This window comes from Micromonospora sp. CPCC 205739, assembly GCF_036906795.1.
Lineage (GTDB): Bacteria > Actinomycetota > Actinomycetes > Mycobacteriales > Micromonosporaceae > Micromonospora.
Genome location: NZ_JBAKHS010000005.1, coordinates 94,941 through 112,195 on the forward strand (window position 1 = coordinate 94,941; position 17,255 = coordinate 112,195).

Consider the following 17,255-nt stretch of genomic DNA (forward strand, 5'->3'; position numbering starts at 1 on the left):
GGGTGCCAACCCGGACCCCGGAGCACGAACCATGCCACACCGGGCGCGGCGCGCACTTCGCGTCCGTGGCATCGACACTTGCGCGGGCACAATGATGGGATGGCGGCGTGTCGGCAAGCGCCGGAGGCCCCGATCTGAGCGAGGAATGATGAGCGCGAAACAGTCGGTGACCGCGGATCCGTCCGCTTCCGAGCACGCGGCGCTTCTCGAGCTGGCGGAGGCGCTGCGTCGGGTGCGGGGCGGCGACTTCAAGGTCCGGCTGCCCCGTCGGGCGGGTGCGGCCGGCGAGGTCGCGGACGCCTTCAACGACGTGGTGTCGATCCAGGAGCGGCAGCACCTGGACCTGCGCCGGATCAGCCGGATCGTCGGCCGGGACGGCCGGCTCACCGAACGCCTCGACGAGGAGGGGTTCGACGGTTCCTGGGCGGAGGGGCAGCGGGCGATCAACTCGCTGATCGACGACCTGGGGCGGCCGACCACCGAGATCGCCCGGGTGATCGTGGCGGTGGCCGACGGCGACCTCTCCCAGCACATGGCGCTGGAGATCGACGGTCGCCCGCTGCGCGGTGAGTACCTGCGCATCGGCCGCACGGTCAACACGATGGTCGACCAGCTCTCGTCGTTCTCCAACGAGGTGACCCGGGTGGCCCGCGAGGTGGGCACCGAGGGCAAGCTCGGCGGCCAGGCCGACGTGCGGGGCGTCGCCGGCACCTGGAAGGACCTCACCGACTCGGTGAACACCATGGCGTCGAACCTGACCGGCCAGGTGCGGTCGATCTCACAGGTGGCGACGGCGGTGGCCAAGGGTGACCTGTCGCAGAAGATCACGGTCGGGGCGCGCGGCGAGGTCGCCGAGCTGGCCGACACGATGAACTCCCTCACCGACACCCTGCGGCTCTTCGCCGAGCAGGTGACCCGGGTGGCCCGTGAGGTGGGCACCGAGGGCAAGCTGGGCGGTCAGGCGGAGGTGCCGAACGTCGCCGGCACCTGGAAGGACCTGACCGACAGCGTCAACTCGATGGCGTCGAACCTGACCGCCCAGGTCCGCAACATCGCCCAGGTCTCCACGGCGGTGGCCCGGGGCGACCTGTCGCAGAAGATCACCGTGGCGGCGCAGGGCGAGATCCTGGAACTCAAGGACACCGTCAACACGATGGTGGATCAGCTGTCGTCGTTCGCCGACGAGGTGACCCGGGTGGCCCGTGAGGTGGGCATCGAGGGCAAGCTGGGTGGTCAGGCGCAGGTGCGCGGGGTCTCCGGCACCTGGCGGGACCTGACGGAGAACGTCAACCAGCTCGCCGGCAACCTGACCAGCCAGGTCCGCAACATCTCGCAGGTCTCCACCGCGGTGGCGAAGGGTGACCTGAGCCAGAAGATCACCGTCGACGCGCAGGGCGAGATCCTGGAGCTGAAGAACACCGTCAACACGATGGTGGATCAGCTGTCGTCGTTCGCCGACGAGGTGACCCGGGTGGCCCGTGAGGTGGGCACCGAGGGCAAGCTGGGTGGCCAGGCCCAGGTCAAGGGCGTCTCGGGTACGTGGCGGGATCTGACCGACAACGTGAACTCGATGGCGTCGAACCTGACCAGTCAGGTCCGCAACATCGCCTCGGTCACCACGGCGGTGGCGAAGGGTGACCTGTCGCAGAAGATCACGGTGGACGCCCGGGGCGAGATCCTGGAGCTGAAGTCCACGGTGAACACGATGGTGGATCAGCTGTCGTCGTTCGCCGACGAGGTGACCCGGGTGGCCCGTGAGGTGGGCACCGAGGGCAAGCTCGGCGGCCAGGCCCAGGTGCGCGGCGTGGCCGGCACCTGGCGGGATTTGACCGACAACGTGAACTCGATGGCGTCGAACCTGACCGCCCAGGTCCGCAACATCGCCCAGGTCTCCACCGCCGTCGCCAAGGGCGACCTGTCGCAGAAGATCACGGTGGACGCGCAGGGCGAGATCCTGGAGCTGAAGTCGACCGTGAACACGATGGTGGATCAGCTGTCGTCGTTCGCCGACGAGGTGACCCGGGTGGCCCGTGAGGTGGGCACCGAGGGCAAGCTGGGTGGCCAGGCCCAGGTCAAGGGCGTCTCGGGTACGTGGCGGGATCTGACCGACAACGTGAACTCGATGGCGTCGAACCTGACCAGTCAGGTCCGCAACATCGCCTCGGTCACCACGGCGGTGGCGAAGGGTGACCTGTCGCAGAAGATCACGGTGGACGCGCAGGGCGAGATCCTGGAGCTGAAGTCGACCGTCAACACGATGGTGGACCAGCTCTCGTCCTTCGCCGACGAGGTGACCCGGGTCGCCCGCGAGGTCGGCATCGAGGGCAAGCTCGGCGGTCAGGCGCAGGTGAAGGGCGTCTCCGGTACCTGGCGCGACCTGACGGAGAACGTCAACCAGCTCGCCTCGACGCTCACCACCCAGCTGCGGGCGATCGCCCAGGTGTCCACCTCGGTGACCCGGGGCGACCTGACCCAGCGGATCGCGGTCAAGGCGCAGGGCGAGGTCGCCGAGCTGAAGGACAACATCAACCAGATGATCGTCACCCTCCGGGAGACGACGAAGAAGAACGCCGAACAGGGCTGGCTCGACTCCAACCTGGCCCGCATCGGCGGGCTGCTCCAGGGCCAGCGTGACCTCGGCGAGGTCTGCCGGATGATCATGATGGAGGTGACCCCGCTGGTCGACGCGCAGCTCGGCGCGTTCTTCCTGGCGGACACCTCCGACGGCGTGATGCGGCTGCGGCTGGCCGCCTCGTACGGCTACGTGGCCCGGGGCCACGACGTGACCTTCGGGCCCGGGGAGGGGCTGGTCGGTCAGGCGGCGCTGTCGCGCCGCACGATCCGGGTGAACGCGCTGCCCGACGGGCGGCTCACCCTGCGCTCCGGGTTGGCCGAGACGCCCCCGGCCGACCTGGTCGTGCTCCCGGTCCTCTTCGAGGGCGAGCTGCTCGGCGTGATCGAGTTCGCCAGCGTGGCGCGCTTCTCCGAGCTGCACCTGGCGTTCCTGGAGCGGCTGGTGCTGACCACCGGCATCGCGGTCAACACCATCCAGGCCAACCGGCGCACCGAGGAGCTGCTGGCGCAGTCGCAGCGGCTGGCCCTGGAGCTGCAGGACCAGTCGGCCGAGTTGCAGCGCACCAACGCCGAGCTGGAGGACAAGGCCAAGCTGCTCTCCGAGCAGAAGGGCAACATCGAGACCAAGAACCGGGAGATCGAACTGGCCCGGCTCGGCCTGGAGGAGAAGGCACAGCAGCTCACCCGGGCCTCGGCGTACAAGTCGGAGTTCCTGGCCAACATGAGCCACGAGCTGCGGACGCCGCTGAACTCGCTGCTGCTGCTGGCCCGGCTGCTGGCCGAGAACTCGGAGCAGAACCTGAGCCGCAAGCAGATCGAGTTCGCCCGCACCATCCACAGCGCCGGCTCCGACCTGCTCTCCCTGATCGACGACATCCTGGACCTGTCCAAGATCGAGGCGGGCCGGATGGACGTCCAGCCGACCGAGATCCGGTTCGACGAGATCCGCGGGTACGTCGAGCAGGCGTTCGCCCCGCAGGCCGAGGAGAAGGGCCTGGACTTCCAGGTACGGGTGGCCAAGGAGCTGCCGCCGGCGCTGGTCACCGACGCCCAGCGGTTGCAGCAGATCCTGCGGAACCTGCTCTCCAACGCGGTCAAGTTCACCGACAACGGCGCGGTGACGTTGCGGATCGCGCCGGCCCCGGAGAGCGCGGTCTTCGACGTGCCGGCGTTGACCAACGCCCGGCAGGTGATCGCGTTCACCGTGATCGACACCGGCATCGGCGTCTCGGACGACAAGCTGTCGCTGATCTTCGAGGCGTTCCAGCAGGCCGACGGCACCACCAGCCGCCGCTACGGCGGCACCGGGCTGGGGCTGTCGATCAGCCGGGACCTGGCGCGGCTGCTGGGCGGCACGATCACCGTCACGTCGGCGCCGGGGCAGGGGTCGACCTTCACCCTCTTCGTACCCGACGTGCTGGCGCCGGACGCGGTGGTGGCACCGCAGCCCCCGTCGCCGCAGCGCGCGGGCCTGCCCTCGTCGTTGCTGATGCCGCCGATGGAGCTGCTGCCCCAGCCGCCGGAGGCCCCGGCCACCCGGCAGCTCGACGGCGCCACCGTGCTGATCGTCGACGACGACGTGCGGAACGTCTTCGCGCTGACCTCCGCGTTGGAGCTGCACGGCATGACCGTGTTGTACTCGGACAACGGGGCGGACGGTGTCCGCCTGCTGGCCGAGCATCCGGAGGTGGACATCGTGTTGATGGATGCGATGATGCCGGACCAGGACGGGTACGAGACCACGAGGCAGATTCGCCGTAACCACCGCTTCGCGGACCTGCCGATCGTCTTCCTGACGGCGAAGGCGATGCCGGGTGACCGCGAGTCGGCGCTCGCGGCCGGGGGCAGTGACTACATCACCAAGCCGGTCGACCTGGACGACCTGATTGAGCGGATGGCGTCGTGGATCGGCGGCCGCCGAGGCGAGGAGACTTCGTGACACAGACAGCCAAGGCGCTGCTGGTGGACGACCGGCGGGAGAACCTGATGGCCCTGGAGGCCATCCTCCAGGGCCTCCCGGTGCAGTCGGTGGCCGTGGAGAGCGGCGAGGCGGCGCTGAAGCAGTTGCTGGTGGACGACTTCGCGGTGATCCTGCTGGACGCCCAGATGCCGGACATGGACGGCTTCGAGACCGCCAGCCACATCAAGCGGCGGGAGCGGACCCGGCACGTGCCGATCATCTTCCTCACCGCCGCCGACAAGGACGCGCAGCTCGCCCTGCGCGGCTACGCGGTGGGCGCGGTGGACTACCTCACCAAGCCCTTCGACCCGTGGGTGCTGCGGGCGAAGGTGTCGGTCTTCGTGGAGCTGTGGGTGAAGACCCGGCAGCTGGCCGCGCAGTCCGACCTGGTGCGGGAGCGGGACGCCCAGTGGCGGGTGCTCACCGACGCCGTCGACGAGGCCACCTCCCTGCTGCGCGGCAACGACGACCTCGACACCCGCGACCGCGCCGTCGACCTCCTCGAGCAGGCCCGCTGGGGCAGCACCACCCCCTGATCCGCGGTACGCGTCCCGCGCCGCCCCAGGACCCGCACAAATTCACGGAAAGAGTGGCCTCGACGGGAAGGCACTCTTCCCGCGAATTGCACTAGGCCGGCGTCTTGACGGCCGAGCCCGCCGTGGCCCGCTCCCGCGCGACGCGGCGGCGCCGGGTCGGCATCCCGAGCGTCGGGTTCGCCACGACCCAGGCGGCGCTCTTGCAGATCAGTTCCTTGTAGACGGCGGCGAGCCGACCGGTCAGTGCCGCCCGCACGGCGCGGTCGTCGGCGGTCACGAACTGGACCACGCCCTCCTTGCGGCCCAGCGAGATGCACTGCTGGAAGTAGCGGATCGGCACGTTCGAGAGCTTCCCGCCGGTCAGGCGCGCGGCGATCGCGTCGGCGGCCTGCCACGTGGCCGGAGAGCCCGAGGCGCACGACATCCGCAGCGGCTTGTTCCCCGGTCCCATCGCGTAGGCCGCGTCGCCGACGGCGTACACGTCGGGGTGCGAGACCGAGCGCATGGTCCCGTCGACCACGATCTGGCCGGCTCCGGTGACCTCCAGGGCGGTCGCCTTCGCGATCGGGTGGACCGCGAAGCCGGTGGTCCACACGGTGACCGCGGCCGGGATGGCCTTGCCGTCGGCGGTCGTGACGCGGTCGGCTTCGACGCCGGTGACGTCGGCGTGCTCGTGCACGGTGATGCCGAGCTTGTCGAGGACCTTCCGCAGGTGCCCGCGGCCCTTGGGCGAGAGCCAGTCGCCGAGGTCGCCGCGGGCGGCGAGGGCGACGTCGAGGTCCGGGCGGGCTTCAGCGATCTCGGTCGCGGCCTCCAGACCGGTGAGGCCGCCGCCGACGACGGTCACGGTCTGCCCGGCCTCCAGGCGGCCCAGGCGCTCGCGCAGCCGGAGCGCTCCGGGGCGGCTGGCGATCTCATGGGCGTGCTCGGCGGTGCCGGGGACGCCTTGGGCGTTCCAGCCGCTGCCGAGGGCGTACACGAGGCTGTCGTACTCCAGCTCCTCGGCGCCGTTCCCGTCGAGGACGGCGACGGTCCTGCGGTCGACGTCCACGCCGGTGACCTTCGCGAGCTTCAGTTCGACGCCGGTGCCCGCGAACATCTCCCTGAGGGGCCGGGGCTTGAGGTCCTGGCCGACCGCCAGCTGGTGCATCCGGACCCGCTCCACGAAGTCGGGTTCGGCGTTGACGAGGGTGATGGCGACGTCCTCGCGGTGCAACCGCTTGGCGAGGCGGCCGGCAGCGATGGCTCCGGTGTATCCGGCTCCGAGGACGATGATGCGGTGCTGCATCTCGGTGCTCCTGTCTGACGCGGGTTCGCCACTTGAACCGGGTGACCCGCCGTTTCCTGACAGGAACGCGATGTGAAGCACCTCACACGAGGCTCAGAAGGCCCTGAACAGCGGTTCCCCGTGGTCGGCGGCCGCGAAACGCTCGGTCGCGCGCTCCAGCTTGTCGGGGTTGACCTGGTTGCGGAACGCGGCGATGCCCTGGCCGGTGACCTCCAGGCACAGGACGCCGACCACCCGGCCGTCGACGACCGCCACGACGGCGGGGTCGCCGTTGGCGGTCCAGGCGTAGACCTCCGGCGCGCCGCCGACGATGGCGCGCTTGGCCTCGCCGGGTTTGAAGAGGCCCCGCAGGAACTTGGCGACCGCGAGGGCGCCCTCGAACGCCTTGGCGCGGGCCGGGACCTTCCCGCCGCCGTCGCCGATCGAGATCGCGTCCTCGGTGAGCAGCCGGACGAGCGCTTCGGTCCGGCCGCTGGTGGCGGCCGCGAGGAACTCCTCGACGATCCGCCGGGCGGCGGCCTCGTCGATCTCGGTGCGGGCCTTGCCGTCTGCCACGTGCTTCTTGGCGCGATGGAAGATCTGCTGACTGGCGGCCTCGGTGATGTCGAGGATCTCGGCGATCTCCCGGTGCGGGTAGTCGAAGGCCTCCCGCAGCACGTACACCGCCCGCTCGTTGGGGGAGAGGCGCTCCATGAGGGTGAGGACCGCGTACGAGACCGATTCGCGCTGCTCGGCGGTGTCGGCCGGGCCGAGCATCGGGTCGCCGGCGAGCAGCGGCTCGGGAAGCCATTGGCCCACGTAGGTCTCGCGCCGTGCCCGCGCGGAGGTGAGCTGGTTGAGGCACAGGTTGGTGAGCACCTTCGTAAGCCAGGCCTCGGGAACCTCGATGCGGTCGACGTCGGCGGCCTGCCAGCGCAGGAACGTCTCCTGCACGGCGTCCTCGGCCTCGCCGGCGGAGCCGAGGAGACGGTAGGCGATGGCCTCCAGTCGGTGCCGGGCGGCCTCGAACCGGTCGACGTCGCTCGCGGTCAAGGGCATGGCCCGATCCTAGGCGGGGCGGGGGGTGGCAAACAGGCACAGGATCTTCCGGTCATGGGCGGCCCGCACACCCACGGCTGGCCTGGCCGACCCACCACCCGACGCCTCGAGTGAACCTACTGACGGTCGCCCTTGGCCGGGTCGCCCGGGTGGCCGGTCGCGGCGCGGCGGGCGCGCCAGCGTTCGCCGAGGGAGTCGATCTCCTCCTGGACGAAGACGAAGAAGTCGCGCATCTCGGCGACCCGCTCGCCGCCCGGAGTGGCCGGGCCGTGCAGCGCGTCGACCCCGGCGCCGGCGATGTCGATGAAGGTCTTGTAGAGGGCGGTCTTGGTGACGGTGGCCTCGTACCAGGGGTTGTCCGGCACCCGGTAGCGGTCCCGGCGGGAACGGGGCACCGGCTCCCGCAGCAGCATGCCGAACTGGGTGAGGTAGCGGACGGCGCCGGAGACGGCCGCCGCGCTCACGCCGAGCCGTTCGCCGATCTCGGCGGCGGTCAGCGGTTCGTCGGCGCTCATCACCGTGAACAGCACCCGGGCGGCCATCCGGGGGAACCCGACCTCGGCGAAGGCCATCGCCATCCGTTCGACGAAGAGGTGGACCTCCTCGGCGTCCGGGGTCGGACGGTGGTCGTCAGCCATCGGCGGGTGCTCCTCACTGCGGGTCGGTCATCGACTATGCCTCAGATCTCAGAGTCTTCACGACTTTGTGAAACGAGTGTAGCTTCTGACGTATGGAAACTCCCATCGCGGTGACCGGCCTGGTCAAGACCTTCGGCCGGACCCGGGCGCTCGACGGCCTCGACCTCAGCGTCCGCGCCGGAGAGGTGCACGGCTTCCTCGGCCCCAACGGGGCCGGCAAGTCGACCACCATCCGGGTGCTGCTCGGCCTGCTGCGGGCGGACGCGGGGGCCGTCCGCCTGCTCGGCGGGGACCCGTGGCGCGACGCGGTCGCGCTGCACCGCCGACTGGCGTACGTCCCGGGCGACGTGACCCTCTGGCCCAACCTCTCCGGCGGCGAGGTGATCGACCTGCTCGGCCGGATGCGCGGCGGGCTCGACCCGAAGCGCCGCGCCGAGCTGCTGGAGTCGTTCGAGCTGGACCCGCGCAAGAAGGGGCGGGCCTACTCCAAGGGCAACCGGCAGAAGGTCGGCCTGGTCGCCGCCCTCGCCTCCGACGTCGAACTGCTCATCCTCGACGAGCCGACCTCCGGGCTGGACCCGCTGATGGAGGAGGTCTTCCAGCAGTGGGTGCGCCGGGCCCGGCAGGACGGCCGGACGGTGCTGCTCTCCAGCCACATCCTCGCCGAGGTGGAGGCGCTCTGCGACCGCGTCACGATCATCCGCAACGGGCGGAACGTGGAGACCGGGACGCTGACCGAGCTGCGCCACCTGCACCGCACCTCCATCGACGCCGAGATCGCCGCCCCGCTGAACGGGCTGGCGGACCTCCCGGGCGTGCACGACCTGCGGGTGGAGGGCAGCCGGGTGCGCTTCGACGTGGACAACCCGGCACTGGACACCGCGCTGCGCCGGCTGGCCGAGCTGGGCGTACGGAGCCTGGTCAGCCAGCCGCCGACGCTGGAGGAGCTGTTCCTGCGGCACTACGGCGCGACGATCGACGAGCCGGCCGGGGCGGACCGATGAGCACCCTCACCGGCACCCGCCACCTGGTCCGGCTGATCCTGCGCCGGGACCGCGTCCTGCTGCCGCTCTGGGTGCTGGTGCTGGCCGTCCTGCCCATGACGTACGCGACGAGCTTCTTCGAGCTCTTCCCCACCGCCGCCGAGCGGGCCGCGTACGCCACCGGCACCGCGACGAACCCCTCGATCGTCGCCCTGCTCGGGCCGGTCTACGGCGACAGCGTCGGTGCCCTCACCGCCCAGCGGGGCGGCTTCCTCACCCTGATCGTCGGGCTGGTCAGCCTGCTCACCGTCATCCGGCACACCCGCACCGAGGAGGAGGCCGGTCGTCGGGAACTGCTCGGGGCCACCGTGCTCGGCCGGTACGCCGGCCTGACCGCCGCGCTGCTGGTCACGTACGCGGCCAACCTGCTGCTCGGCCTGCTCACCGCGGCCGGCCTGGCCGCCACCGACCTGCCGGTGGCCGGCTCGCTCGGCTACGGCCTGTCGACCGCGTTGGTGGGGGTCGTCTTCGCCACCGTGGGTGGTCTCGCCGCCCAGCTCACCGAGGCGGCCGGCGGCGCGCGGGGGATCGGGGTCGGGCTGCTCGGCCTGGCCTTCGCGCTCCGGCTCGCCGGGGACACCGCCGAGCGGGACTGGCCGAGCTGGCTCTCGCCGCTGGGCTGGGCCCCGCGCATCCGGGCCTACGAGGGCGAGCGCTGGTGGGTGCTGGCGCTGCCGGTGGCGTTGACCGTGCTGCTCGCCGCGCTCGCGTACCCGCTGTCGGTGCGCCGCGACCTCGGCGCCGGGCTGCTGCCGCCCCGGCTCGGGCCGGCCCACGCCGGTCGGGGCTTGTCCGGGCCGTTCGGGCTGGCCTGGCGGCTGCACCGGGGTGCGCTGCTCGGCTGGTCGGTCGGGTTCGGGCTGCTCGGGCTGATCCTGGGCGGCGCGGCGGAGGCCGCCGGCCGGTCGGTCGAGGGCAACGCCCGGTTGGAGGAGATCATGGCCCGGCTGGGCGGTACGTCCGCACTCGCCGAGGCGTACCTGGGCAGCACGCTCGGCTTCGTCGGCCTGGCCGCCGCCGGCTACGGCATCGCGGCCGCGCTGCGGATGCGTACGGAGGAGGCGGCCGGGCGGGCCGAGCCGCTGCTCGCCACCGGGGTGCACCGGTCCCGCTGGCTCGCCTCGCACCTGCTCTTCGCCCTGGTCGGGCCGGTGGTGGTGCTGGCCGTCGCCGGGCTCGCCACCGGGCTCACCTACGGCATCAGCGTGGGCGACGTGCCGGGCCAGCTGTCCCGGATGCTCGGCGCGGGCCTGGCGCAGGTGCCGGCGGCCTGGGTGCTGGCCGGCCTGGCGGTGCTGCTCTACGGGCTGCTGCCCCGGTACGCCCCGGTGGCCTGGGGGGTGCTCGTGCTCTGCGTGCTGCTCGGTCAGCTCGGCGCGGTGCTGGAGCTGAGCCGGTGGCTGCTGGACGTGTCCCCGTTCACGCACACCCCGCAGGTGCTCGGCGACTCGTGGACCGCCACCCCGCTGATCGCCCTCACCGCCCTGGCTCTCCTGCTCGCCGGGACCGGCCTGGCCGGCTTCCGCCGCCGCGACGTCCCCACCACCTGACTCGGTAACGAGGTGGGCGGCCGCTGAGCCGTCCACCTCGCGGTCGAGGCGACGGTCAGGGGGCGGTCTCGTTGCGGATCATCAGGGCGGAGCGGAGGCCGGTGATGTCCAGGACCCGCAGCAGGAAGTCGCCGACGTTGCTGAGCACCAGCAGGGTCTGGGCGTGGCTGGCCTTGCGGCTGAGCACGACCAGCGTGCCGAGACCCTGGGAGTCACAGAACGTGACGCCGCCCATGTCGAGCACGATGCGCGGCGGGGGATCGGCCAGCACCTCGTTGACGACGGTCGACAGCTGGCCGGCCGTGAGCATGTCGATCTCACCGGCGAGGCGAAGCAGCACTTCATCGCCTGTCCGGTCTATCGTGATGGACAGTTCGGCACGATCCACCCGGTCAGCCTATCGCGATCTCGACCGCCCGGCCCGGTGAGACTTGTTCGGTCATCGGGTGCGCGCGCCGGGGTGAGCCTGGTAACCCCGGCCCGGGGTGGCTGCCGATTGCCGCTCCAGCGCTGACACAATGGCCGCATCGTGACCGACATCTTTTCCGCCGGATCCGGCCGCTACCCGGCCGACGCACCGGCCTCCGAGGCCCTGTTCGACCGCGCCAAGGCCATCGTGCCAGGCGGGGTGAACTCCCCCGTGCGCGCCTTCCGCGCCGTCGGCGGCACCCCGCGCTTCATGGTGCGGGGCGAGGGCCCCTGGCTGCACGACGCCGACGGTCGGCGCTACGTCGACCTGGTCTGCTCGTGGGGGCCGCTGATCCTCGGCCACGCCCACCCCGCGGTGGTCGAGGCCGTCCGGGAGGCCGCCGGCAAGGGCACCAGCTTCGGCACCCCGACCCCGGGCGAGGTCGAGCTGGCCGCCGAGATCGTCGACCGCACCCCGGTCGAGCAGGTACGGCTGGTCAACTCCGGCACCGAGGCCACCATGTCGGCGATCCGGCTGGCCCGCGGCTTCACCGGCCGCTCGAAGATCATCAAGTTCTCCGGCTGCTACCACGGGCACTCCGACGGGCTGCTCGCCGCCGCCGGCTCCGGCGTGGCCACCCTCGGCCTGCCCGACTCGCCCGGCGTCACCGGCGCGGCGGCGGGCGACACCATCGTGCTGCCGTACAACGACCTGGCGGCGGTGGAGAAGGTCTTCGCCGAGGAGGGCCGGCACATCGCCGCGGTGATCACCGAGGCCGCCGCCGGCAACATGGGCGTGGTCGCCCCGCAGGACAACTTCAACCAGCGGCTCGCCTCGATCGCCCACGCCGACGGGGCGCTGCTCATCGTCGACGAGGTGATGACCGGGTTCCGGGTCTCCCGCGCCGGCTGGCACGGCCTCGACCCGTCCGACGCCGACCTCTGGACGTACGGGAAGGTCATGGGTGGCGGGCTGCCCGCCGCCGCGTTCGGCGGGCGGGCCGAGATCATGGCCCGACTGGCCCCCGCGGGCCCGGTCTACCAGGCCGGCACGCTCTCCGGTAACCCGCTGGCCTGCGCCGCCGGCCTGGCCACCCTGCGGCTGGCCGACGACGCGCTCTACCGGAAGCTGGACGCCACGGCCGCCGCCGTGGGCCGGCTCGCCACCGACGCGCTGACCGCCGCCGGGGTCCCGCACCGGCTGTCGTACGCGGGCAACATGTTCTCGATCTTCTTCACCGACGCCGAGGTGCGCGACTACGACAGCGCGCGCACCCAGCAGGTGCCCGCCTTCAAGGCGTTCTTCCACGCGATGCTCGCCGCCGGCGTCTACCTGCCGCCGAGCGCGTTCGAGTCGTGGTTCGTCTCGGCGGCGATCGACGACGCCGCACTGGAGCAGATCGCCGCCGCGCTGCCGACGGCGGCGAACGCGGCGGCAGCGGCGGGCCACGGGGGGTAACGGAACGTGAGCGCAACGGTTGTCCACGTGCTGCGGCACGGCGAGGTGCACAACCCGGACCAGATCCTGTACGGACGGCTGCCCGGCTTCCGCCTGTCGGAGCTGGGTGTCCAGATGGCCAAGGCGGCCGCGCAGGCGCTCGCCGAGCGGGAGATCGTGCACGTGGTGGCGAGTCCGCTGGAGCGGGCCCAGCAGACCGCCGAGCCGATCGCCGCCCAGTTCGGGCTCCCCGTCGGGGTGGATGAGCGGCTGATCGAGAGCGCCAACTGGTTCGAGGGCAAGAAGGTCTCGCCGGGCGACGGCTCGTTCCGCGACCCGCGCAACTGGTGGGTGCTGCGCGACCCGGTCACCCCCTCCTGGGGCGAGGCGTACCGGGCCATCGCCGAGCGGATGTTCGCCGCGCTGCACGCCGCCCGGGTGGCCGCGGAGGGGCGCGAGGCCGTGCTGGTCTCCCACCAACTGCCCATCTGGACGCTGCGGCGCCACGTCGAGCGCAAGCGGCTCTGGCACGACCCGCGCCGCCGCCAGTGCGGCCTGGCCAGCCTCACCTCGTTCCACTTCGACGGTGCGAAGGTCACCGGGATCGGCTACACCGAGCCCGCCGCGCACCTGATCGCGATGTCGACGACAGCCCGGACGGCCAAGGGGGCCTGATGCGTTCCCGGAGGCCGATCGCCGCCCTGCTCGCCGCCGTCGCCGCCGTGACGGCGCTGGTCGGCTGCTCCTCCGAGAGCGGGGAGAGCCGCTGCGCCAACGACGGCGGCATCATCGCGTGTGCGCCGGACCAGCGCTCGGCCGCCCCGAAGATTGCCGGTGAGCTGCTCACCGGCGGCCGGTACGACGTCTCCGAGGCGCGCGGCCAGGTGGTCGTGCTCAACTTCTGGGGCTCGTGGTGCGCGCCCTGCCGGGCCGAGGCCGACGACCTGGAGGCCACCTACCAGGCCACCAAGGCCTCCGGGGTGACCTTCCTCGGCATCAACGTGCAGGACAGCCGGGACAAGGCCGTCGCCTTCGAGGAGGGCCGGGTCACCTACCCGAGCCTCTTCGACCCGGCGAGCCGGCTGGCGCTGGCCCTGGAGATCCCGCCGAACACCGTCCCGGCCACCGTCGTGCTCGACCGCGACGGCCGGGTCGCCACCGTGATCCGGGCGGCCGTCAAGCAGGACGGCCTGCAGCCGATCGTCGAGCGGATCGCTGCCGAGCAGCCCGCCGGTTCCCGCTGATGGGCGAGACGTTCCGCCAGGTCGCCGAGTCGGGTCCGCTGCTGCTGGCCATCGGCGCGGCAGCGCTCGCCGGGCTGGTCAGCTTCCTGTCGCCGTGCGTGCTGCCGCTGATGCCCGGCTACCTGTCGTACGTGACCGGGCTCGCCGGCGCGGACCTGGAGGGGCGGGCGCGGGCCGAAAAGCCGCCGGCCGGCGGTGCGGCCCCACCCGGTGGCGACGGCGCGGTGGCCGTCGCGGCGCCCGTGACCGCCCGGCCGGTGGCCGCGGTCAAGGGGCGGGTGCTCGCCGGGACGCTGCTCTTCATCGCCGGGTTCACCGTGGTCTTCACCGCCACCGCGATCCTCTTCGCCAGCTTCGGCCGGGTCTTCTTCGACCACGAGCGGACGCTGGAGATCGTCATCGGCGCCCTGGTCGTGCTGCTCGGACTGAGCTACCTGGGCGTGGTGCCGGGCATGCAGCGCGAGTTCCGCATCCACCGGCTGCCCGCCGCCGGGCTGCTCGGGGCGCCGGTCCTCGGGGCGGTCTTCGCGCTGAGCTGGCTGCCCTGCACCGGTCCGACCCTGGGCGCGGTGCTCGGCATGGCCACGGCGGCCGGCAAGACCGACCGGGCCGTGGTGCTGGCCGTGGCCTACTGCTTCGGGCTGGGGCTACCGTTCGTCGTCTTCGGGCTGGGCTTCCACCGCCTGCTCGGGGTCTTCCGCGCCGTCCGGCGCAACAGCCGCTGGGTCACCCGCGTCGGCGGGGCCCTGCTGATCCTGATCGGCCTGGCGCTGGTCACCGGCGGGTGGCAGAACTTCGTGATCTGGTTGCAGACGACCGTGGGCGTGGGCGAGGTGAGCATCTGATGACGACGGTGGACGACCGGCCGGCCACCCCGCCGGCCGAGGCGCCCCGGCGGCGGCCCAATCCGCTGCTGGCCCTGCTGCGCAACTCGTGGCGGCAGCTCACCAGCATGCGTACCGCCCTGGTGCTGCTCTTCCTGCTCGCGGTCGCCGCCATCCCCGGCTCGGTGCTGCCCCAGCGCGGCGTCAACCCGGAGGACGTGCGGGACTACTTCACCGCGCACCCCGACCTGGCCCCGGTGCTCGACCGGATCGGCGCCTTCGAGGCGTTCGGCTCGGTCTGGTTCTCCGCGATCTACCTGCTGCTCTTCACCTCGCTGATCGGGTGCATCACCCCCCGGCTGCGCGACCACTTCCGGGCGCTGCGGTCGAAGCCGCCGGCCGCGCCGAAGCGGCTGGACCGGCTGCCGCAGCACACGGTGTTGCCGTCGCACGCGCCCACCGATCCGGCGGCGATCGCCGCCGTGCTGCGTCGGCGTCGCTGGCGGGTCGAGGTACGCGGCAACGAGGTCTCCGCCGAGAAGGGCTACCTCAAGGAGACCGGCAACCTGCTCTTCCACAGCTCGATGGTGGTCGTGCTGGTCGGCGTCGCGCTCGGGTCCTGGTACGGCTGGAACGGCAACCGGCTGCTCGTGGCCGGCGAGGAGAACGCGTTCTGCAACACCCGCCAGCAGTACGCCGAGGCCAAGCTCGGCCCGCGGGTGGGCAGCGAGGACCTGCCCGGCTTCTGCATGCGACTCGACGAGTTCCAGGCCCGGTTCCTGGAGTCCGGGCAACCGGAGTACTTCAACGCCACGGTGACCGTGGACGAGCCCGGCGGCGAGGGGCGGCAGGCCGACTTCTCGGTCAATTCCCCGCTGCGCATCGACGGCGCCAGCGTCTACCTGCTCGGCCACGGCTACGCCCCGGTGATCCGGTACACCGACCGGTACGGCCGCAGCCAGACCAGCACCGTGCCGTTCCTGACCACCGGCGACGCCGGGCTGACCAGCGAGGGCCTGGCCGCCTTCCCGGACGCCAACGTCGACCCGGCCACCGGCCGACGCGACCCGGACCTCCAGATGGCGTTCACCGGCCTCTACCTGCCGACCGCCCCGCAGACGGCCCCCTTCGTGCGGTCCGAGTACCCGACCGAGCGCAACCCGGCGCTCAACCTGACGGCCTACCGGGGCAACCTGGGGCTGGACGCCGGCATCCCCGGCTCCGTCTACCAGCTGGACCAGCGGCAGGTGCGCGCCGGCAAGCTCAAGGAGGCCGGGACCAAGCTGCTGAAGCAGGGCGAGACCTGGACGCTGGACGACGGCACCAAGCTCGAGTTCCTCGGCACCGAGCCGTACATCACCCTCTCCGTGCGGTACGACCCCGGCCAGGCGCTGTTGCTGGTCAGTTCCGGATTCCTGCTGGTCGGGCTGATGGGTTCGCTGTTCGGCCGACGCCGTCGGGTCTTCTTCCGGGTGCTCCCGGCGGGTGCCGGCGACGCGCCCGCGGCCGGTGCCGCCGACCCCGCGGGTGGATCTCCGACGAGCGGTAGTAGCTTGGTTGAGGCTGGTGGGTTGCCGCGCACCGACCATCCAGGGTTCGCCGACGAGTTCGCGCAGCTCGTCGCCGCGGTCAGTGGTGACGGGCGGGCCGACCGGGAGCGCGAGGAAAGCGACCCGGCCGGAGCGCGAGAAGGAGCCGAGTGATGTCCGCACTCTCCGACCAGCTGGTCACGTTCACGATCCTGGCGTACCTGGTCGCGATGATCAGCCACGCCGTCGAGTACGCGCTCGGTAACGCCCGCGCCCGCATCGTGGCGGCCCCCGCCCGGGAGCTGGTCGGCGCCGGAGTCGGCGGGTCCGGGGGCCTGGCCCCGCAGCCACCGGCGGCGACCGGTGCGGCGGCGGCCGAACGCACCGCCCGGCGCGCCCGGCTGGCCGGTCTGACCGCCGTCGTCGCCACCGCGCTCGGCGCCCTGCTGCACCTCGGCGCCCTGGTCACGCACGGCATCGCCGCCGACCGGATGCCCTGGGGCAACATGTACGAGTTCGTGCTGACGGTCTCGTTCATCGGCGTTGCGGCCTGGCTGGTGGTGCTGGTGAAGCGGCCGTCACTGCGCCGCCTCGGGCTCTTCCTGACCCTGGTGATGGTGCTGCTGGTGGCGACCGCCGAGCTGGTGCTCTACGTGCCGATCGTGCCCCTGGTCCCCGCGCTCAACTCGTACTGGTTCATCGTCCACGTCTCGACGATCGTCTTCTCCTCGGGCATCTTCCTGCTGGGCGTGGTGCCGGCGGTGGCGTACCTGATGCGGGCCGGCCACGAGCAGGGCAAGCGGAGCTTCCCGTACACCCTGGCGAAGCGGATGCCTGCGGCGGCGGCCCTGGAACGACTGACCTTCGTGCTGCACGCCTTCGCGTTCCCGATCTTCACCTTCGCGGTGATCGCCGGGGCGATCTGGGCCGAGGCGGCCTGGGGCCGGCCCTGGGGCTGGGACCCGAAGGAGACCTGGGCGTTCATCTCCTGGGTGGTCTACGCCGGCTACCTGCACGCACGGGCCACGCCGAGCGTGAAGCGCAACGTGGTGGCCTGGCTCGCCGTGCTGGGCTTCCTCACCGTGCTGATGAACCTGTTCGGGGTGAACATCTTCTTCGAGGGCCTGCACTCCTACGGCGGCCTCGACTGACCATCGAGCGCCAGTGTGACTAGGGAGTACGGCG

14 protein-coding genes are annotated in these 17,255 nt (G+C 71.9%); 10 read left to right on the forward strand and 4 right to left on the reverse strand.

The features are described 5' to 3' along the window. The first annotated feature begins 145 nt into the window (after nt 1-145). Both V6U88_RS10790 and V6U88_RS10795 read left to right on the forward strand, forming a co-directional pair. The gene (locus V6U88_RS10790; RefSeq protein WP_334452056.1) at nt 146-4,513 is read left to right on the forward strand and encodes a HAMP domain-containing protein; all 4,368 of its coding nucleotides are present in this window, start codon (nt 146-148) and stop codon (nt 4,511-4,513) included. After that, nucleotides 4,510-5,070 carry a response regulator gene (locus V6U88_RS10795; protein ID WP_334452057.1) on the forward strand — a complete coding sequence of 187 codons (561 nt, stop codon included), beginning with the start codon at nt 4,510-4,512 and terminating at the stop codon, nt 5,068-5,070. The genes V6U88_RS10790 and V6U88_RS10795 overlap by 4 nt, the downstream gene beginning before the upstream one ends. Before the next feature lie 91 nt (nt 5,071-5,161). Here the strand turns inward: V6U88_RS10795 and V6U88_RS10800 are convergent, their stop codons facing one another. The 3 genes from V6U88_RS10800 to V6U88_RS10810 form a co-directional block, all read right to left on the reverse strand. Then, complete coding sequence (locus V6U88_RS10800) at nt 5,162-6,358, reverse strand: NAD(P)/FAD-dependent oxidoreductase (RefSeq protein ID WP_334452059.1); 1,197 nt, start codon at nt 6,356-6,358, stop codon at nt 5,162-5,164. A 93-nt stretch (nt 6,359-6,451) separates the two neighbouring features. After that, nucleotides 6,452-7,396 carry an RNA polymerase sigma-70 factor gene (locus V6U88_RS10805; RefSeq protein ID WP_334452061.1) on the reverse strand — a complete coding sequence of 315 codons (945 nt, stop codon included), beginning with the start codon at nt 7,394-7,396 and terminating at the stop codon, nt 6,452-6,454. A 116-nt stretch (nt 7,397-7,512) separates the two neighbouring features. Continuing rightward, nucleotides 7,513-8,034 (reverse strand): GbsR/MarR family transcriptional regulator, encoded by a 522-nt coding sequence (locus V6U88_RS10810; protein WP_334452064.1) that lies wholly within the window; start codon nt 8,032-8,034, stop codon nt 7,513-7,515. A gap of 92 nt (nt 8,035-8,126) precedes the next feature. On the opposite strand from V6U88_RS10810, the gene V6U88_RS10815 reads away from it, so the two are divergent. Beyond that, on the forward strand, nt 8,127-9,038 hold the full coding sequence (locus V6U88_RS10815; protein ID WP_334452065.1) for an ABC transporter ATP-binding protein: 912 nt from the start codon (nt 8,127-8,129) through the stop codon (nt 9,036-9,038). Next, nucleotides 9,035-10,627 carry an ABC transporter permease gene (locus V6U88_RS10820; protein ID WP_334452066.1) on the forward strand — a complete coding sequence of 531 codons (1,593 nt, stop codon included), beginning with the start codon at nt 9,035-9,037 and terminating at the stop codon, nt 10,625-10,627. Before V6U88_RS10815 ends, V6U88_RS10820 begins: the two co-directional genes overlap by 4 nt. Nucleotides 10,628-10,682: 55 nt before the next feature. Here the strand turns inward: V6U88_RS10820 and V6U88_RS10825 are convergent, their stop codons facing one another. Next, complete coding sequence (locus V6U88_RS10825; protein WP_334452067.1) at nt 10,683-11,015, reverse strand: STAS domain-containing protein; 333 nt, start codon at nt 11,013-11,015, stop codon at nt 10,683-10,685. Between the two features lie 141 nt (nt 11,016-11,156). Between V6U88_RS10825 and hemL the strand changes: the two genes are divergently transcribed. From hemL to ccsB, 6 genes are read left to right on the forward strand one after another with little or no spacing between them, the layout of a single operon-like run. Then, nucleotides 11,157-12,494 (forward strand): glutamate-1-semialdehyde 2,1-aminomutase, encoded by a 1,338-nt coding sequence (gene hemL, locus V6U88_RS10830; RefSeq protein ID WP_334452068.1) that lies wholly within the window; start codon nt 11,157-11,159, stop codon nt 12,492-12,494. Between the two features lie 6 nt (nt 12,495-12,500). Further along, entirely contained in the window at nt 12,501-13,148 is a 648-nt protein-coding gene (locus V6U88_RS10835) for a histidine phosphatase family protein (protein WP_334452069.1), read from the forward strand. Continuing rightward, the gene (locus tag V6U88_RS10840) at nt 13,148-13,717 is read left to right on the forward strand and encodes a TlpA family protein disulfide reductase (RefSeq protein ID WP_334452070.1); all 570 of its coding nucleotides are present in this window, start codon (nt 13,148-13,150) and stop codon (nt 13,715-13,717) included. Before V6U88_RS10835 ends, V6U88_RS10840 begins: the two co-directional genes overlap by 1 nt. Then, nucleotides 13,717-14,562 (forward strand): cytochrome c biogenesis CcdA family protein, encoded by an 846-nt coding sequence (locus V6U88_RS10845; RefSeq protein WP_334452071.1) that lies wholly within the window; start codon nt 13,717-13,719, stop codon nt 14,560-14,562. The genes V6U88_RS10840 and V6U88_RS10845 overlap by 1 nt, the downstream gene beginning before the upstream one ends. Next, nucleotides 14,562-16,244, forward strand: coding sequence for a cytochrome c biogenesis protein ResB (gene resB / locus V6U88_RS10850; protein WP_334452072.1), 1,683 nt, complete (start codon nt 14,562-14,564; stop codon nt 16,242-16,244). The genes V6U88_RS10845 and resB overlap by 1 nt, the downstream gene beginning before the upstream one ends. Continuing rightward, nucleotides 16,244-17,221, forward strand: a complete 978-nt coding sequence (gene ccsB / locus V6U88_RS10855; protein WP_334452073.1) for a c-type cytochrome biogenesis protein CcsB — start codon at nt 16,244-16,246, stop codon at nt 17,219-17,221. Before resB ends, ccsB begins: the two co-directional genes overlap by 1 nt. Nucleotides 17,222-17,255: the final 34 nt, after the last annotated feature.